The sequence below is a fragment of the Synechococcus sp. W70.1 genome, from assembly GCF_047461515.1.
Lineage (GTDB): Bacteria > Cyanobacteriota > Cyanobacteriia > Thermostichales > Thermostichaceae > Thermostichus.
This window is the reverse complement of the sequence record NZ_JANSHH010000010.1, coordinates 14,611-30,295: the sequence shown is the minus strand read 5'-3', so window position 1 is coordinate 30,295 and position 15,685 is coordinate 14,611. Positions and strand designations below refer to the sequence as shown.

The following is a 15,685-nucleotide window of genomic DNA, read 5'->3' as shown; positions in this document are numbered from 1 at the left end:
GCCGGTTCAGGCACGCTGCCCCTTCCCTAGGTGGGGAGGGGGTTAGCATTGGATTGGAATTACACTACTATCGAGCAAAACCCACCTTCCCTCCTCTCGCCCTCATGACCCTGGAAACGTTTTTTACTCAGCTCAACGACAACGGCTTGACGATTGCCCTCTTGCTCTTTGCTGCCCCCTGGTTGGTTTGGGTTCTCTGCCACTGGATCCCTGGGCAGTGGGAAGAGCCGTTTCTGCTCAGCCTAAACCTCGGCTTGGCAGCGGTAAGCCTTGTCTTCTGGGCGGGTTACTTGGCCTACGCCACCAACACAGCCGGCTGGGAAGCGGTGGTGAAGCAGGCGAATATGTTCCTGTTGCTGGTTCCTCCTTACTATTTCCTCGCCTCCATCTGGGTGGCCCGCCAGCGCATGCCCCTCTCGCGGGTGCCAGCTTTTCGCACGCTGCAAGGGATCGGCATTTTAGCGGCAGCCTATCTGATTTTTTCTTGGCTCAGCCGCCGGGTTTATGTTGTCTTCTTTTCCTACCTACCCTTCTCGACTTTCCTGTGGATCCTGGCGGGGCTGTTGGGGGTAGCCTACATTGGCTATCGCCTCCTCCTCGGGGATCCACCCCGGTACCCGCCCGAAAGCTGAGGGGACTAAGATATCGAGGAAGACCTTTGGCAGCTGGGCAATGGTAACCGTCCCTCTGATCTCAGCCCTGAACATCGACTACCGGCCTTTGCAGGAGTTGTTGTCGGCGGGAGCCTGGCGGGAGGCGGATCGCCTAAGTCTGCAACTATTGTGTCGCGCAGCAGGAGAGGGGGCAGTGCGGCGGGGCTGGCTGTATTTTTCCGAGGTGAGCCGGATCCCGGCAGAGGATCTGCGCACCATCGATCGCCTCTGGCGGGCAGCTTCCGGAGATCGCTTTGGCTACTCGGTGCAGCGGCAGCTATGGCTGGGGGTAAATCGCAATTGGGAGCGCTTTTGGTCGCTCATTGGCTGGAAGCAAGGCTACCACTGGACCCGCTACCCTGACGAGTTTACCTGGGATCTGTCTGCGCCCAAGGGCCACCTGCCCCTTTCCAACCAACTGCGGGGGGTGCGGGTGTTGGAGGAGTTACTCACCCACAGGGCTTGGGAAGAATCTTAAGTTGGATTGGCCTGTGACCGAGCACCTACAACTAGCCCAATTTCCTAATTTACCTGTCGACCTAGCCCAGGCCTGTGAGCAGGCCATCCAGGCCACACAGCTGGCCATACAAGCAGGGTATCGCCGCCTGCTCATCGAGATCCTCGCTCCGGAGATTAAGCCAGAAGTCTTGGCTCGTCCGTTCTTGCAGTTGCTCCAGCCACCGGCCTTGGTGTTGTTTAGTGATGCCGGCGGAGCAGCGCTGGCCCAGCGGGAGTGGGGATCCCTGCCCGAAGGGGTGGAACTGCAGAGCCTGACGGCCCGTACCCAGCCCACCCCAGACCAGAGCCTTCTCTTCGTCATGCCCGCCGTCTACAACTTGGATCAGGTGGAGCGGGTTTGCCAGGCGGTCAGCAGCAGGGATCCCAAGCCCGTTGTTCTCCTCAACCCGCAGCTCCAGGATGCGGCCACGGTAGGAGTAGGGTTAGCCGGTCGGCGGCTGCGCCAACGCTTCCTGAGTACCTTTGAGACCAGCTACTACCTGCGCTCGCTGGCGGAAGGGGCGCTGTTTCGCGCCTATCCGGATCCCTGGAGCGTGTGGCAGCAGGAGGAGTCCGGCCTCTACAGCGTCCTCCAGACCTTTAGAGCCCGGCCCAGTGGCGAAGAAGTGGCCGAGCTGTTCCAGGCTCGCCGAAAAGGAGTTCCCTGGTGGAGCTGGCGGCGCTGGTTGGGATTCCTCTGAAAGCCGTTTGCGGCCCCGACTAGACCTCTGCTGGTTCTAGCCGACCGTAAGCCCCTTGCTGGTTTGGCCACCGACTTAGCCACAGCTTGTGGGGGAGCCACGCTCCCCAAAGTAGCCTCGCCATGGCTCCTGCCTAAAGCAGATGGGGATTGCCCCCTTTGCAAGCCCAACTTTGCCAGGAGCGAAGTTAAGATTAAGTTAGGCTCCTGAGGTTTTTATCTCTCCGGCCAAAGCGGCGACCTGGGAACAACGATGCCTCTTGACAACCTGCGCGGACTCTATCAACAAGTTATTCTCGAGCGCTACAAAAAGCCTCGCAACTTTGGCAGGGTAAATCCAGTTCATCGCCACCAACGCGGCCACAACCCCTCCTGTGGCGACACTATTGACCTCACTTTGCAACTGGATCCCAACCAGGAGCGGATCGTCGATATCAAATTCGAGGGAGAAGGTTGTGCTATTGCTCTGGCTTCCGCCGATTTGATGGCTGATGCCGTGCGGGGGCGTACCATCCCCGAAGCTCTACAGTTGGTGGAGCGCTTCCAGGCCATGATGCGCGGCGGCGAAGAGTTCCCTCAGGAGTATCGCTCCCTCAATGCCATGAAGGGAGTCGCCCAGTTCCCAGTGCGCATCAAGTGTGCCAACCTGGCTTGGCATGCTCTCAAACATGCGCTGCAATCCCCTGCAACCGATGACTCTGTAGAGGAGCCAGGTTTTGTTAGCAACGAAAGCATTGACTGAATCCTCATGGCTCAAACCGATAAATCTTAACTTGCAGTGAGACCTTAGCTGCCCCAAGAGCACAGAAGGAGGCAACTAGAACTGCTCAAAGTTGAAGGCAAGGCTGCTCGGCTCGGAGAAAGAGCCGAAACCTTGACTGGATAAAATGTAGAGGAAACAGGCTGGCTAGCGCGGAAGGGCTGTGAGCCTCTATCTAACAGGAGATTTTGCGATGAGAGCCATTCTAGTAGCAGCCGCAATTGGTTTAACCGGGATCCCTGGGCTAGTCTCTTTGCCGGTGAAGGCGCAGGCCCTTTTCGAGTTGGGGACCTACCGCCTTGATCAGGGGACCATTATCCCTGTCGGCAGCCTCAGCAGCGAAGGACCGCAGTACTTTTATCCAGACACCATCTATCCTCTGGAGGTGGCTGTTACTCAGAACATTTTCGACAGCCAGGGGCGTTTGGTCATCCCAGCCGGCAGTCGCGTTTTCGGACAAATGGAGCCAGCCCCCGGTGGATCCCGCTTTGTGGCCACCTCCATTGTCCTTGGCGGTCGCACCTATAGCCTGCGGGCTTCTTCCAGCGTCCTTCCCGACGAGAAGGATCCCCGGCAGTACACACCTAGGGCCATTGCCGAAGATGCGGCTATCGGGGCAGCCGCTGGCGTGTTGCTGGGGGCCCTCACAGGCAACCTCTCGCCAGGTAACGTTCTGGGGGGCGCGGTAGCTGGAGTAGTGGTGGGGAATGTTACCGCTCCCCAGGTAGTGGTGCTGCGTCCTGGTCAGTCTTTTTATTTGACCTTAGAAGCTCCGCTGGCTTTGTAGGATTGGTGGACGTTGCTTCATCTAGCCAGCTAGGGGATCCCTCTAGCCCAGTGGTAGGGGGAAGCTAAAGGCAGCGCAAGCCCCGGCATTTACGCCCAGCGCTCTGCCCCAATGGAGGAACCTCAGACTATGGCAGTAGAACCCAAGTCCACCCCTGCCCTGCACGTTACTGAGCACATCTTTACCGCTGGCGGAGAGCCCTTCCCCTACAAGGCCTTGGCTGGCTGGCAAAGGCTCTTCCGCCGAGAAAAGCCCGTAGCAGAGATCTTCCACGTCGCCTACTTGCAGCAGAACTCTGACCCCCGGCACCGCCCTCTTACCTTTGTTTTCAATGGAGGGCCAGGGGCTGCCTCTGCCTATCTGCACATGGGATCCCTGGGGCCGAAACGCATCCGCTTTGGGCCCAACGGCAGTCTGCCGCCCTCGCCGGTGCAACTGGTGGATAACGCCGAAAGTTGGCTGCCCTTTACCGACCTAGTTTTTGTTGATCCAGTAGGAACCGGCTTTAGCCGCGCCCTCACCGAAGACTCCCAATCCTCCAAAGCGTCCCAGGAAGCGGCGGCAACCTCTGCCCCCAAGCCTGCTCAGCCGCAGGACAAGGAGGAGCCTCCCAAAGAAGCGCCCTTCTGGGATGTGGAGCGGGATCTCCAGTCCTTGGGCGAGTTTATCCAGGGCTTCCTCTCGCGCCACAAACGCTGGCTCTCTCCGATTTTTATCGCCGGTGAGAGCTACGGGGGGTTCCGGGTAGCACGGCTGGCCAAGGAGCTGCAGTCCAAGTTTGGCGTGGGCCTCTCAGGGGCGATTCTCATTTCGCCAGCGCTTGAGTTTGGGTTGCTGGAGGCCAACGACTACAACCTCAGCACCTGGGCCATGCTTTTCCCTTCCTATGTAGCCACGGCGGCCCATCATGGGCGATGTGGCTGGGGGGAGGATTTGCAGATCCTGCTGCCCAAAGCGGAAAACTTTGCCCGGCAACATCTGTTGCCTCTTCTGGCCATGGGGGAGGCGATGCCGGAGGCAGAGCGGCAGGCTATCTACGCCGAGATGGCGGCAGGGATCGGCCTGTCGGCGGAGTATGTGGCCCACAAAGGGGGGCGGATCGACCCGGCTAGCTTTGCCCGCGAGCTGTTGCGCTCCCAGCGGCTGGTGTTGGGGCTTTACGACGCTTCTGTAACTACCGTGGATCCCTTTCCGGATCGACCTACCTTCGAGGGATCCGATCCCACCCTGGATGGGATAGATCGCCTGTTTACTGCTGCCATCAACAGTCACCTGCGGGAGACCTTGCAGGTGGAGACGGAGCTAACTTACCACCTCCTCAACCTGGAGGTGTTCAAGTCGTGGCGCTTTACTCCCAAGGGGGAGCTGAAGCAGGGCTTCATTGGCGCCATGGACGAGCTGCGCAGCAGCATGGCCCTCAACCCCCACATGCAGGTGAGCATCCATCACGGCTTTTACGATTTGGTTACGCCCTACTTTGCCTCCAACCACTTGGTGGATTTGATGAAGTTGGATCCCCGCCTCAAGGCCAACCTCCGCTTGCGCCACTACCGCGGCGGCCACATGTTTTACACCTGGGATCCCTCGCGGGCTGAGTGGTTTGCTGAGATGCGCGAGTTCTACCGCCAGGCCACCGCTAGCCTTTCAAGATAGACCGCTACCCCAGGCTTCCTACTCCCGCAGCCAACGAGTGGTGCCATCTTTTTGATCGATAAGGGTAATCCCCAAGGCCTTTAGCTGCTCTCGAATCCGATCCGCCTCGGCAAAGTTCTTTGCCCTGCGGGCTGCCGTGCGTTGGGCCACCAGCTCCTCAATCTGCGCATCTTCAAGAGGTGGAAGCTTGGCCAGTTCTCCCTTGGCAACGCCTTTCTCAGATCCCTGCGCAGTGGCAGGCTGGGTCCAGCAGAAGCCTAGGGTGGCCAGGATCTCCAGCAGAGCGGCGCCTTTTTGCCTTAGCACCTGCGGCTCCAGGTGGGTGCAGCCCTCGTGGGTCAACAGGTTGTGCTCGCGGATAAGTTCCTTGGCCAGTTCAAAAGCAAGAGCCAGTGCCCCAGGGGTGCCAAAGTCATCGTCCATGGCCTCCTGGAAGGCTTGCATGGCCTCGGCAGCAGGGGAGGCCGTCTCCCCTTGGCAGAACTGCTGGGCGCAGTGGATCCCTTTCTCGAGGGTTTCCCAGCCGCGGCTAGCCGCCTGCATTCCAGCCTCGGTGAGGTCAATCGGGCTGCGGTAGTGGGTCTGCAACAAGAACAGCCGCAGGGCCATGGGGTGGTAGAGGGCAAGGGCCTGGCGCAGGGTGGTAAAGTTGCCCAACGATTTGGACATCTTCTCGCCGTTGACCTTGACAAAGCCGTTGTGCAGCCAGTACTTGGCTAGCGGCTTGCCAGTAATCGGCTCCGATTGGGCCAGCTCGTTCTCGTGGTGGGGAAAGATGAGGTCTGCACCGCCAGCGTGGATGTCGATGTGATCCCCCAGGTTTTCCCGCACCATGGCAGAGCATTCGATGTGCCACCCTGGCCGCCCCCAGCCCCAAGGGGACTCAAACCCCGGCTCCGAGGGGGGAGCCGCTTTCCAAAGGGCAAAATCGAAGGGATCCCGTTTGCCGGCTCCTTCCTCTCCTACCCGGCCACTGGCCCCTGCCTCCAGCTCCTCCAGCTTGCAACCGGAGAGCTGACCGTAAGCCGGGAATTTACGGACGGCGTAGTAGACGTCATAGCCTGAGATTCTCTCCTGGCAAGCCCGCACTCGATAGGCAAAGCCCTTGAGCTCCAGGGACTGGATTAGCTCAAAGATTGCCGGCAGGGAGCGAGTTACCCGGGGGTAGAGATCGGCCCGCTTGATGTTGAGGCGATCCATGTCCTGGAAATACTCGGCGATGAAGCGTTCTGCCACCGCCTGCATCGACTCGCCCCGCTCCAGCGCCCGCTTGAGGATCTTGTCGTCCACATCGGTAAAGTTCTGCACATACTTGACCCGGTAACCGCGCCACTCTAGGTAGCGGCGCACTGTATCCCACACCACATAGGTGCGCGCATGGCCCAGGTGGCAGAGGTCGTAAACCGTAACGCCGCAGACATACATCCGCACCAAAGGCTTCTCCCCAGGGGGCGTTTCCGCGGCAGACAGGGGCTGAAATACTTCTTTGCGCCGGGCCAAGGTGTTATAGACAACCAAAGCCATGGAAAGTCCCAGTTTGTAGTTGTAGTTTCAGATACAGCAAAGTGGGCTCTGTTTCCAAGAAGCGCTTTCCTCCTCCCTTGGATGAGGCTAGGCAAAATCGCAAGGGGTAGAAGGCTGGAATCATTGCAGGACAAGCATCTTAGCGGAGATTACCTGCGAAGACTTGTCTAGATTTACTAACTACGGTAACCTAACCTGAGTACAAAGCTTCGTTACATTGGCTTGAGCCTTGCCGCTTGCAAAGGCAGCTCATTGCCAGGGGCCTATTGCCTTGTTTTTGGCTTCTTCTCTTGCACTCTAGCCGTTGGTGTGAGGATGCCTCCAAAATCGACGCTCTCAAATTCCCAGAGGGAGGAGCTAGACATCCCGAGGGCTTTCTCTCCAGCCGAGGATTGGTTAGAGACCCCGCCAGCTCCGGATCCCTCTGGGGAAGGAGGCAGGGTGCTCTCCGCTCTATCCAGGCAGTGGTGGCCTGGGCTAGCCCTTTCTCTCAGCTTAGCTGGCCTGGTGTGGCTCCTGAAGCTGGAGGCGGATCCCGAGGCAGAGGCCTGGCAAGAGTCGCTGCCAAGTTCCTCTCAGGAACCAGCCTCTCCAGAGACAGGGGCTCCCTCGCGAGGGTATCCAGCCTGGGCCACCAGTCTTCTGCTGATGTTGGGCTTGGCAGGGGCTGCTAGTCTGCAGCAACGCCAGCTTTCTCGTCACCCTTGGGGAGCGAAGCTGGCCGAGCCGATCTCACCCTCCGTGTATACCCTGTCTAGTGCCCTGCAGCAGAACTACGAGCTGAAAAAAGCCCAACTGCGGCAAGCCTTCGAGGCCGGCCAGATCCCAACGGGGGAAGGGCCTAGAGGCATTCTCGAGCATGAGGTGCAACCGGGAGAAACCCTCTGGCGCTTGAGCCAGATGTACCAGCTCGATGCTGCCGCCATTACGGTCTCCAATCGCATTCAAGCGAGTACACCGCTGCAGCCAGGGCAAAAGTTGCTCATCCCCAGCCAGCCGGGGTTGATCTACACCGTCAAGCAGGGAGACACCTTGGAAGACATTGCCAAGCGCTATGGGGTTCCGCAGCAGCGGATCATCGAGGCTACTCCCCTAGATCGGCCGGAGTATCTGCGCATTGGTCAACGGCTGCTCATCCCTGGCGATGTGGGCGAGCTGATCCGGCGCGAGAAGGAGATGATCGCTGCTCAGAAGGCCCGCGAAGAGAAAGCCCAGCGCCAAGCTGCAGAACAGGCTCGACTCCAGGCCGAGGAGCGACGCCGTGCCCAGCAGGGGCAATCCCTGACCCACACGGTGGAAGCTGGTGACACCATCGAGCGGATTGCTGCTCGCTATGGGGTAACCCAGCGGTCGATCATCCAGGCCAACAACCTGCACAATCCCCATTGGCTGCGCATCGGCCAACGCCTGATGATTCCGGCCCCTGGCAGGCAGCTCCCCCTCCCGACTCCCGCGCGCCAAGCCTGGCGACAGTCCCAAGCTCGGCCAGCGCTGGCAGCTCCGCCTCCCGTGGCCCGCAGCAGGAGCTTTATCTGGCCAGTCCCAGGGCAGGTCACCTCTGGCTTTGGCTACCGTCGCGGTCGCTTCCACTCGGGGATCGATATTGCCGGCCCGCTAGGAACCCCGGTTGTGGCCGTTCAGGAGGGGGTTGTGATCTTTGCCGGCAATGCCGGCGATGGCTATGGCAATTACGTGGATATTCGCCATCCCAACGGGATCGTTACCCGCTACGCCCACGGTCACCAGATCTACGTGTCCAAGGGCCAGTACGTGCAGCAGGGCCAGGTGATCATGAGCCGGGGCAACACGGGCCACAGCACAGGGCCTCACCTGCACTTTGAAGTCCGCCCTGGGGGGGGCGCGCCTGTGGATCCCTTGCTTTACCTACCCTGATCCCAGCGGGGCTAGCTGAGAACAACCACTCCGGGTATAAATTGCTAGCCTAAAAGAGCAAGCTCCCAACCTCTAAGAACAGGCCGATGCAGTGGGCAAACGCACTCTCCCAGCTTCCTTCCCTGGAAGCGGCTCTGCAGCAGGTGGTGGAGGAAGCCAAGGCTAAACTTCAGGCAGCTCAGCTCAAGAGTGCCTTGACCCGGCAAGTGCAGGTGGTAGGATCCGGCAGCTTGCCAGGATTGCTCACGGGCTACCTTCCCCCCCAGCCGCTGCGGCCCAACTTAGGGATCCTGTTTGTGTCAGCAGCCTTTGCCAGCGAGTACCTTCGCGTGCTGCCCTTATTGTCTGACTTGCTCGAGGTGGACGTTTTAGTTGGCTGCTCGGGTAGCGGCATTGTTGGCGGCGGTCAGGAAATTGAAGAAGGGCCGGCGGTGTCGCTCTCTTTGGCGGTGCTGCCGGATGTGGCGTTGCACCCCTTTCATCTGCGCGGGGATCAACTGCCAGACTTGGATGCCCCGCCTTCAGCCTGGATTGAGCAGGTAGGAGTTGCGCCCCAGGCCCAGCCCCATTTCTTGCTCTTAGCCGATGGATTTTCCTCCCGCATCTCCGAGCTGGTGCAGGGTTTGGATTTTGCCTATCCCGGAGCTGTCAAGGTGGGGGGATTGGCCAGTGGTGGCCGCGGTCCTCGGGGCAATGCTTTGTTTTTGCTGGATGCACGTACCTCCACCCCCCGGCGGGAGCTGTATCGAGAAGGAACAGTGGGGCTAGCTCTCTCCGGCAACGTGGTACTGGATGCAGTGGTAGCCCAGGGGTGCCGTCCCATTGGGGATCCCTTGCGCGTTACCGAAGCAGAGGGCAACGTCATCCTCAGCTTGGAGGGGCGACCTCCCCTAGTGGTTCTGCAGGATTTGGTGGAACGGCTGAGCCCAGCGGATCGCCAGTTGGCTCGCCACGCTCTCTTCATTGGCCTGCTGATGGATGAGTTTAAGTTGGATCCGACGCCGGGGGATTTTCTCATTCGCGTGATTCTCGGCGTGGATCCGCGGGTGGGAGCCATAGCCATTGGGGATCGGGTGCGCTCCGGCCAGACCGTGCAGTTTCATCTGCGAGATGCCCAGACCTCGGCAGAGGACTTGCGGTCGGCTCTCAGGCGCTATTGCCTTGAGCGCAACTTGGGGCAAGACTCTGCCCTAAGCCCGCAGCCCTGGGGGGCGCTGATGTTCGCCTGTTTGGGGCGAGGCAAGGGGCTGTATGGCGTCCCCAACTTTGACTCGCAGCAGTTTCGAGAAATCCTGGGAGAAGTGCCGCTAGGAGGCTTTTTTTGCAATGGGGAGATTGGCCCCGTAGGGGGATCCACCTTCTTACACGGCTACACCTCCTGCTTCGGCATTTTCCGGCCCGCCCGCTAGCTTGTCTCCAGGTGCCCACCAACCGGAGGCCAGAGGCAGCATTCTATTGGGTTGAAAAGCTCTGGCCTCTAGCCGTGCTTGCCGGCTGCAATGGCCGTAGAATGCCAGTAAACTTTGAGTTGTAAAGCTTCGATTCTTTGTTAGCGACTTTAACAAAACGTTTTATCCGCAGTTCGGGCTGCAATCCTCTATGGCTCGCATACTCATCATTGAGGACGATCCTTCAGTCCTAGATATTCTGCGTATCAATCTGGAGTTGGCGGGCTACGAAGTTGTCACGGCTACGGATGGGGTTCGGGGTCAGGCGCTGGCTTTGCAAACTCTCCCCGATCTCATCATTCTCGACCTGATGCTACCCCAAGTAGATGGACTGACAGTTTGCCAACGGCTGCGGCGGGAGGAGCGCACCAGCGATATTCCCATTTTGATGCTGACTGCCCTTGGCCAGACCCGGGACAAGATCGAGGGCTTCAACGCCGGTGCCGACGACTACCTGACCAAGCCCTTTGAGGTACAGGAGCTGCTGGTGCGGGTACGGGCTCTGTTGCGCCGCGCCGACCGGATCCCGCAAACGGCCAAGCACGGCGAGATCCTCACCTATGGCCCCCTGACGTTGGTGCCGGAGCGGTTTGAGGCGGTGTGGTTTGGCAAAACCGTTAAGCTCACCCACCTCGAATTTGACCTGCTCCACTGCCTCTTGCAGCGCCACGGCCAGACAGTCTCCCCCAGCGAAATCCTCAAGGAGGTATGGGGCTACGATCCCGACGATGACATTGAAACCATCCGTGTCCATATCCGCCACCTGCGCACCAAGCTGGAGCCGGATCCCCGCCACCCCCAGTACATCAAAACTGTCTATGGCGCAGGCTATTGCCTGGAGTTGCCCAACATCGCCGAGCCCCTTCCGCCCCAGCCGGAGCTGGCAAAAGACTCCCCCTCCACGTGAAAACCCCCTGCAGGAGCAGAGGGTAGGCAAGCGCTGCTTGACCCGCCAATGAAAATCATTAGCTTACTCACGGATTTTGGTCTTCAGGATCCCTACGTGGGCATTCTCAAGGGGGTGATTTGGGGGATTGCACCCCAGGTGCAGTTTATCGACCTCAGCCACGAAATCCCGCCCCAGGACGTGGCAGCAGCCCGTTTTGCCCTGATGACGGCTTACCCCTATCTGCCTCCAGGCAGCATTCACCTGGCAGTCGTGGATCCGGGGGTGGGAACTCGGCGGCGGGCAGTGGCCATCCAAACCCAAACTGGCTACCTGGTGGGCCCCGACAATGGCCTTTTTAGCGGTATTTTGGAGCAATCTCCGCCTCTAGCTGCTGTGGAACTCACCCGGTCTCAGTACTGGCGCACTCCCTCTCCCAGCCGCACCTTTCACGGGCGGGACATTTTTGCCCCTGTGGCTGCCCATCTGGCCAACGGGATCCCCTTGGCAGAGCTGGGGGATCCCCTAGACGTGGCCGAGCTGGTTCGCTGGAGCTGGCCGCCACCGCAGCTGGAGGACAACGGCTGCCGGGGAGTCATCCAGGCTATCGACCACTTTGGCAATGGCATCACCAACCTACCGGGTCAGTGGGTGGAGGGACGGCACTGGAGAGCCTGGATCAAAGGCGTTGCCATTCGTTCTGCAGCCACCTTTGCCGAGGGAAGCGAAGGCGAGCTACTGGCTTTGGTGGGCAGCGCCGGCTGGGTGGAGATTGTGCAAAACCAAGGCAACGCCAGCCGCAGCGTCGACTTCAAGGTAGGGGAGGAAGTGCGCTTGGAGTGGCTTGGCTAGCTTCCTCGCCGCCAACTTCCTGGGAGAGGGAAGGCCCGGAGGTTGGCTTTCGACCGTCCCGGCCTCTGGCGCAGTTACCCCTCCTTAACAACCTGAGCGGCTTCGGCCTTGGGCAGGGTATGGCCAAGTGCTGAGCGGTGGCCTCAAGGTGGAAGCGCTCCGGATTAGCTCCCGGCACCCACCCTTGAACAGTGTAGGCTTCGCCGCTTTCCAAGACCTGCAGTGGCGTGGGGAGAACGCCTCCCTGCGTCAGCCAAACAATCGCTTGGATCCCGCTTCTTTAGAAAGAGAAGTCGGAAAAGGTGCTGCCCTCAAGTGGGATCCAGATCCACTTCCATCCTCCAAGACCGCCGTTTTAGGGATCCCCTTACCTCCCTGACTGTAAAATCTGCCGCAAGCGCTCTAAGGCCCGTTGGTTCTCCTCAGAACTACCCACTGTCAGGCGTAGCCCGCCGCCGCTACAGCGCACACAGGTTCCTAGCTCCTGCCAGGCCCGCTGCAACTCTTGGGGATCCCAGCCGGCTACCCGAAAGTAGAGAAAGTTGGCTTGGCTAGGCCACACCCGCACCCCCGGTAGCTCTTGCAAAGCATGGTAAAGGGCTTCCCGCTCCTGACGAATGAGGGCCACATCGGCCAAAAGCTCGTCGGCATGCTCTAAGGCAAGCTGGGCGGCCCACTGGGAAATGGCCGAGAGGTTGTAGGGTAGGCGGATGGCCTCTAGCACCTGGATGAGCTGAGGATGGCCAATGGCATAGCCCACTCGGTGGGCTGCCAGGCGAAAGGCTTTGGAGAAGGTGCGTAGGATAACCCAGTTGGGGTGCTCTACCAGCTTGGGCAGGGCCGTGTGCTGGCTGAACTCGAAATAGGCTTCATCTAGGATGACCAGGACTTCCTCCGGCAGCCCCTCCACCCACTCCCACTCAGCTGCCGTTAGACCATTGCCGGTGGGGGAATTGGGATCCACCAAACACACCACCCGCACCTGCTGCCCTGTCATAGCCTCTTGGCACTGCTTTAGATCTAGGGCAAAGGTCTCGGGGTGGCGGGGCACGCGCACCACCGGGATCCCCAGGCTCTCCGCCAGGATGGCGTACATGGAGAAGGTGGGCTCTGGCACCAAAATGCCGCCCCTGTCGCCCAGGCAGGTGGCAATCAAGAGGGATCGGATGAGCTCGTCGGAGCCGTTGCCCACGCTAATCTGCTCAGGAGCCGCCCCTGCATAGGCTGCAATGGCCTGCTTGAGGCGCCAGTGCTGGGCATCGGGATAGCGGTTGCTTAGTATCTTCTCTTCCCAGAGGAGGGAGAGTTTCTGCTTAAAGCCCGCTGGCCAATCCCAAGGAAACTCGTTGGCATCCAGCTTGTCGGCCGTCAAGGGCGGCACGGCATTGTAGGGCTGCAGCTGGAGCAAATCTGGGCGCAGATACCGCAAGGCACATCTCCCTGACGGGGCAGGGTACCTATGATAGCAGGGCTGACCTCCTTGCCAAAGTAGGCTAGAGTGTTCCCAATGAGTACGGGGCTGACGGGGCTCGAACCCGCAACTTCCGCCGTGACAGGGCGGTGCTCTAACCAATTGAACTACAGCCCCAGGAGCTGCGAATACTCATTCTGAACCTAAGTAAGGGTGGTTGTCAATCATGGTACCTAGTCTGGCGGCCCAGGCCGCAACCCTGGTGGAGGAAGCCCCGCAGAACGGGATCCCGGCCGCAGCGATGCAGCAGGTAACGGCGGTGCTTACCCAGGTGGCCCAGCATCTGGATCACCTGCAGTACACCATCCTGCGCTACCCCGATGGCGGTTGGATAACGGCACGAGTGGAGGAAAACTCTCCAGGAAGGGAGCCCATCAGCCATCTTTGGATCCCAGCTTTTGGCCATCTGGAAGATGCCCAGGCGACGCTGGCAGAGCTGCGGGAGCAGGCACCGGAGCTGGAGGCGGCCTCTTTCAAGGTTTTGGAGCTGTTGTTCCTGTCCCTGGGGTTTTCCCACGCCGAGGGCATTGTCTTTTATGACCAAGCGGGGGATCGGCGGCAAGGGAAAGCCGTCAATTGCCGGCTTTTAGCAGAACAGATCAACCAGGCCCTGCGCCAAGTCATTCCTCCCCCTCTTGCCTGAGGCAGAACGTCAGTTCAAGATGGCTCCCTGGCGGCGGGCAAACTTACGCAACTTCTCATCCATCTGGGCTCCCCGCAGGTCAGCTTTGGAGAAGTTGGTGAAGCGCTTGCCCCTTTCCTCGGACTGATGCAGCAGCGAGGCCCTGCTGCCTACAGACCAGAGCACGGAGCTAGCCACCGCCACCGCGATCCCGGCTGCTCCCAAGGCGTAAGCCACGTTGCGCGTGGTGAGATGGACAAGCAAAAACCCCAGGCCCGCCGATCCCAGAAGTCCTCCCAGGCCTGCTAGGATTCCGCCCAGGGTCTTGGCCGAGCCCAGAAGCCGGCTCAAAAAGCGCAGCCAGCGGGGCTGAGGGGTGTTGAAGCGAACCCCCCGCAGATCGGCTCCCTGCAGGTTGGCTCCCGAGAAATCGGCCCCCCGCAGATCGGCGCGGCGCAAATCGTAGCCGGCCAAGTTCCGGTTAGCAAAGGACTGGCCCCGCAGATCCGCTCCAGCCAAAGACGGGATCCGCGGAGGGGTAGCCGGCTTCATGCGCCCGCTGCCGGAAATGCGGCTAGTCAGACCCACGTGGGTAGAGCCGGTAGGAATGGATCCTGGAGGCAGTAGGCCCCCTGCTTCGGGCTGAGGGAGTGGCTTAGGCGAAAACCCATCGGTTCGAGGTAGAGGAGGAGAGGTTAAAGGTCGCCTGGCCCAATGGTTTGAGATCAGCGAGGGGCTGGAAGGGGCAGCCAGGGGAGAGTTGGGCAAGAGGATTGGCTGGGGGGTGGAGCCGATTCCTTGTAGAGCCCGCAGCACCTCGGTAGCCGTGGCAAAGCGCTGGCTGATGGCCGGTTGCAGCATACGGCGCAAAATGGCGTCGAACTCAGGGCTGAGCTGCAGGCGATCCGACCAATCCCACTGGCCTGTGTTGTGGTTGTAGAACTTGGCCGGCGACTCCAGCGTCATCAAATTGAGGCAGGTAGCAGCCAGCGCGTAGAGATCGCTGGCGGGGCCTACCGCCTGGCCAGCCATCTGCTCCGGCGGAGAAAAGCCCAGGGAGCGGATAGCCGTTCCCTCCTCCGACACCTTGTAGCCCGGCCCGAGCTGCTTCACGGCCCCAAAGTCAATCAGCACCAGGCGGCCATCTTCCTTGCGGCGAATGAGGTTGGCCGGCTTGATATCGCGGTGGACAGTGTTGTGGCTGTGGACATAGCTGAGGATGAGCAGCACCTCCTGCATCACTTGCCGGGCTTGTTCTTCGGAAAAAGGCCCGTTACGCCGCACCTCCTGGGCAAGGGTGATTCCCTCGATAAACTCCTGCACCAAGTAAAACTTGCCGCCTTCCTGGAAGTGGGCATAGAGCGTGGGGATTTGCGAATGCTCCCCCAGGCGCTCCAACACCTCGGCTTCGCGGTTAAACAGCTCCTCCGCCAGCTTGGCCAGTTGGGGCGAATTTTCCACTGGGCGCAACTGCTTGATCACCCGCCAGGGCTTGGAGGGCATGTCCTCATCTCGAGCTAAGAAAGTAGCGCCAAATCCCCCCTGTCCCAAGCGCTTGAAGGCCCGGTAGCGATTGCGCAGCAGCAGCGGCTGTCCACAGGCAGCACAGGTGGAGGCATCCGGCGGATTTTCTGGCTGCGGACAGTTGGGGTTGAGGCAGTAGCAGCTAAGCATACCCCTCCAAACGCTACCGGCTGACGTCTAGTCAACCAAGACGGGGCCAATGGCTAGGCAAGCGCGTCGCTAGAGACACCCCTAGGCTAGACCAAGGAGAGGTGAATTTTACACCTCTAGCTCTAACAGGATGATTCTAGCGTTTGCCCACGCGGGCTCAATCGGAGAAATGCTTAGATTGTGCTGCTTTGACTGGCAGTGTCGACAAAACCCAGACCTCCAGAGTTCGACTGCCCCCGTAGCAAAGAACCTAGAATTATCAAT

14 protein-coding genes and 1 tRNA gene are annotated in these 15,685 nt (G+C 60.0%); 11 read left to right on the top strand and 4 right to left on the bottom strand.

Annotated features, from left to right (window positions below):
- Nucleotides 1–104 precede the first annotated feature (104 nt).
- From NW808_RS01765 to NW808_RS01740, 6 genes are all read left to right on the top strand, one after another.
- On the top strand, nt 105–632 hold the full coding sequence (locus NW808_RS01765) for a hypothetical protein (protein WP_414420077.1): 528 nt from the start codon (nt 105–107) through the stop codon (nt 630–632).
- 40 nt (nt 633–672) lie between these two features.
- Entirely contained in the window at nt 673–1,131 is a 459-nt protein-coding gene (locus NW808_RS01760; protein ID WP_414405948.1) for a GUN4 domain-containing protein, read from the top strand.
- Between the two features lie 13 nt (nt 1,132–1,144).
- A complete protein-coding gene (locus tag NW808_RS01755; protein ID WP_414420076.1) occupies nt 1,145–1,852 on the top strand; it encodes a DUF1995 family protein in 708 nt (235 codons plus the stop codon).
- 252 nt (nt 1,853–2,104) lie between these two features.
- Nucleotides 2,105–2,593 carry a Fe-S cluster assembly sulfur transfer protein SufU gene (gene sufU, locus NW808_RS01750; protein WP_414420075.1) on the top strand — a complete coding sequence of 163 codons (489 nt, stop codon included), beginning with the start codon at nt 2,105–2,107 and terminating at the stop codon, nt 2,591–2,593.
- Between the two features lie 211 nt (nt 2,594–2,804).
- On the top strand, nt 2,805–3,398 hold the full coding sequence (locus NW808_RS01745) for a hypothetical protein (RefSeq protein WP_414409948.1): 594 nt from the start codon (nt 2,805–2,807) through the stop codon (nt 3,396–3,398).
- Between the two features lie 129 nt (nt 3,399–3,527).
- Nucleotides 3,528–5,051 (top strand): S10 family peptidase, encoded by a 1,524-nt coding sequence (locus NW808_RS01740; RefSeq protein ID WP_414420074.1) that lies wholly within the window; start codon nt 3,528–3,530, stop codon nt 5,049–5,051.
- 18 nt (nt 5,052–5,069) lie between these two features.
- On the opposite strand, the gene cysS is transcribed toward NW808_RS01740, so the two are convergent.
- The gene (cysS, locus tag NW808_RS01735) at nt 5,070–6,575 is read right to left on the bottom strand and encodes a cysteine--tRNA ligase (RefSeq protein ID WP_414420073.1); all 1,506 of its coding nucleotides are present in this window, start codon (nt 6,573–6,575) and stop codon (nt 5,070–5,072) included.
- Nucleotides 6,576–7,016: 441 nt separating this feature from the next.
- On the opposite strand from cysS, the gene NW808_RS01730 reads away from it, so the two are divergent.
- The 4 genes from NW808_RS01730 to NW808_RS01715 all read left to right on the top strand — a co-directional run bounded on the left by NW808_RS01730 (nt 7,017) and on the right by NW808_RS01715 (nt 11,654).
- Nucleotides 7,017–8,468 carry a LysM peptidoglycan-binding domain-containing protein gene (locus NW808_RS01730; protein WP_414420072.1) on the top strand — a complete coding sequence of 484 codons (1,452 nt, stop codon included), beginning with the start codon at nt 7,017–7,019 and terminating at the stop codon, nt 8,466–8,468.
- Nucleotides 8,469–8,554: 86 nt separating this feature from the next.
- Nucleotides 8,555–9,877 carry an FIST N-terminal domain-containing protein gene (locus tag NW808_RS01725; protein ID WP_414409952.1) on the top strand — a complete coding sequence of 441 codons (1,323 nt, stop codon included), beginning with the start codon at nt 8,555–8,557 and terminating at the stop codon, nt 9,875–9,877.
- Nucleotides 9,878–10,067: 190 nt separating this feature from the next.
- Nucleotides 10,068–10,823, top strand: a complete 756-nt coding sequence (locus NW808_RS01720; protein ID WP_414412271.1) for a response regulator transcription factor — start codon at nt 10,068–10,070, stop codon at nt 10,821–10,823.
- A 48-nt stretch (nt 10,824–10,871) separates the two neighbouring features.
- Entirely contained in the window at nt 10,872–11,654 is a 783-nt protein-coding gene (locus NW808_RS01715) for an S-adenosyl-l-methionine hydroxide adenosyltransferase family protein (RefSeq protein ID WP_414420071.1), read from the top strand.
- 367 nt (nt 11,655–12,021) lie between these two features.
- Here the strand turns inward: NW808_RS01715 and NW808_RS01710 are convergent, their stop codons facing one another.
- Nucleotides 12,022–13,083: a histidinol-phosphate transaminase gene (locus NW808_RS01710; protein ID WP_414420070.1), complete on the bottom strand. Its 1,062-nt coding sequence runs from the start codon at nt 13,081–13,083 to the stop codon at nt 12,022–12,024.
- Nucleotides 13,084–13,168: 85 nt separating this feature from the next.
- Nucleotides 13,169–13,242: transfer RNA gene (locus NW808_RS01705), tRNA-Asp, on the bottom strand.
- A 49-nt stretch (nt 13,243–13,291) separates the two neighbouring features.
- On the opposite strand from NW808_RS01705, the gene NW808_RS01700 reads away from it, so the two are divergent.
- Nucleotides 13,292–13,768 carry a hypothetical protein gene (locus NW808_RS01700; RefSeq protein ID WP_414420069.1) on the top strand — a complete coding sequence of 159 codons (477 nt, stop codon included), beginning with the start codon at nt 13,292–13,294 and terminating at the stop codon, nt 13,766–13,768.
- A gap of 9 nt (nt 13,769–13,777) precedes the next feature.
- Here NW808_RS01700 and NW808_RS01695 read toward each other — a convergent pair whose 3' ends face one another.
- Nucleotides 13,778–15,421: a protein kinase domain-containing protein gene (locus NW808_RS01695; RefSeq protein ID WP_414420068.1), complete on the bottom strand. Its 1,644-nt coding sequence runs from the start codon at nt 15,419–15,421 to the stop codon at nt 13,778–13,780.
- Between the last annotated feature and the right edge of the window lie 264 nt (nt 15,422–15,685).

Excerpts from the sequence above, each read along its gene's own strand:
- NW808_RS01765 (WP_414420077.1), top strand. The coding sequence starts at position 105 with ATGACCCTGGAAACGTTTTTTACTCAGCTCAACGACAACGGCTTGACG.
- NW808_RS01760 (WP_414405948.1), top strand. The coding sequence starts at position 673 with ATGGTAACCGTCCCTCTGATCTCAGCCCTGAACATCGACTACCGGCCT.
- sufU (WP_414420075.1), top strand. The coding sequence starts at position 2,105 with ATGCCTCTTGACAACCTGCGCGGACTCTATCAACAAGTTATTCTCGAG.
- NW808_RS01745 (WP_414409948.1), top strand. The coding sequence starts at position 2,805 with ATGAGAGCCATTCTAGTAGCAGCCGCAATTGGTTTAACCGGGATCCCT.
- NW808_RS01740 (WP_414420074.1), top strand. The coding sequence starts at position 3,528 with ATGGCAGTAGAACCCAAGTCCACCCCTGCCCTGCACGTTACTGAGCAC.
- cysS (WP_414420073.1), bottom strand. The coding sequence starts at position 6,575 with ATGGCTTTGGTTGTCTATAACACCTTGGCCCGGCGCAAAGAAGTATTT.
- NW808_RS01725 (WP_414409952.1), top strand. The coding sequence starts at position 8,555 with ATGCAGTGGGCAAACGCACTCTCCCAGCTTCCTTCCCTGGAAGCGGCT.
- NW808_RS01720 (WP_414412271.1), top strand. The coding sequence starts at position 10,068 with ATGGCTCGCATACTCATCATTGAGGACGATCCTTCAGTCCTAGATATT.
- NW808_RS01715 (WP_414420071.1), top strand. The coding sequence starts at position 10,872 with ATGAAAATCATTAGCTTACTCACGGATTTTGGTCTTCAGGATCCCTAC.
- NW808_RS01700 (WP_414420069.1), top strand. The coding sequence starts at position 13,292 with ATGGTACCTAGTCTGGCGGCCCAGGCCGCAACCCTGGTGGAGGAAGCC.
- NW808_RS01695 (WP_414420068.1), bottom strand. The coding sequence starts at position 15,421 with ATGCTTAGCTGCTACTGCCTCAACCCCAACTGTCCGCAGCCAGAAAAT.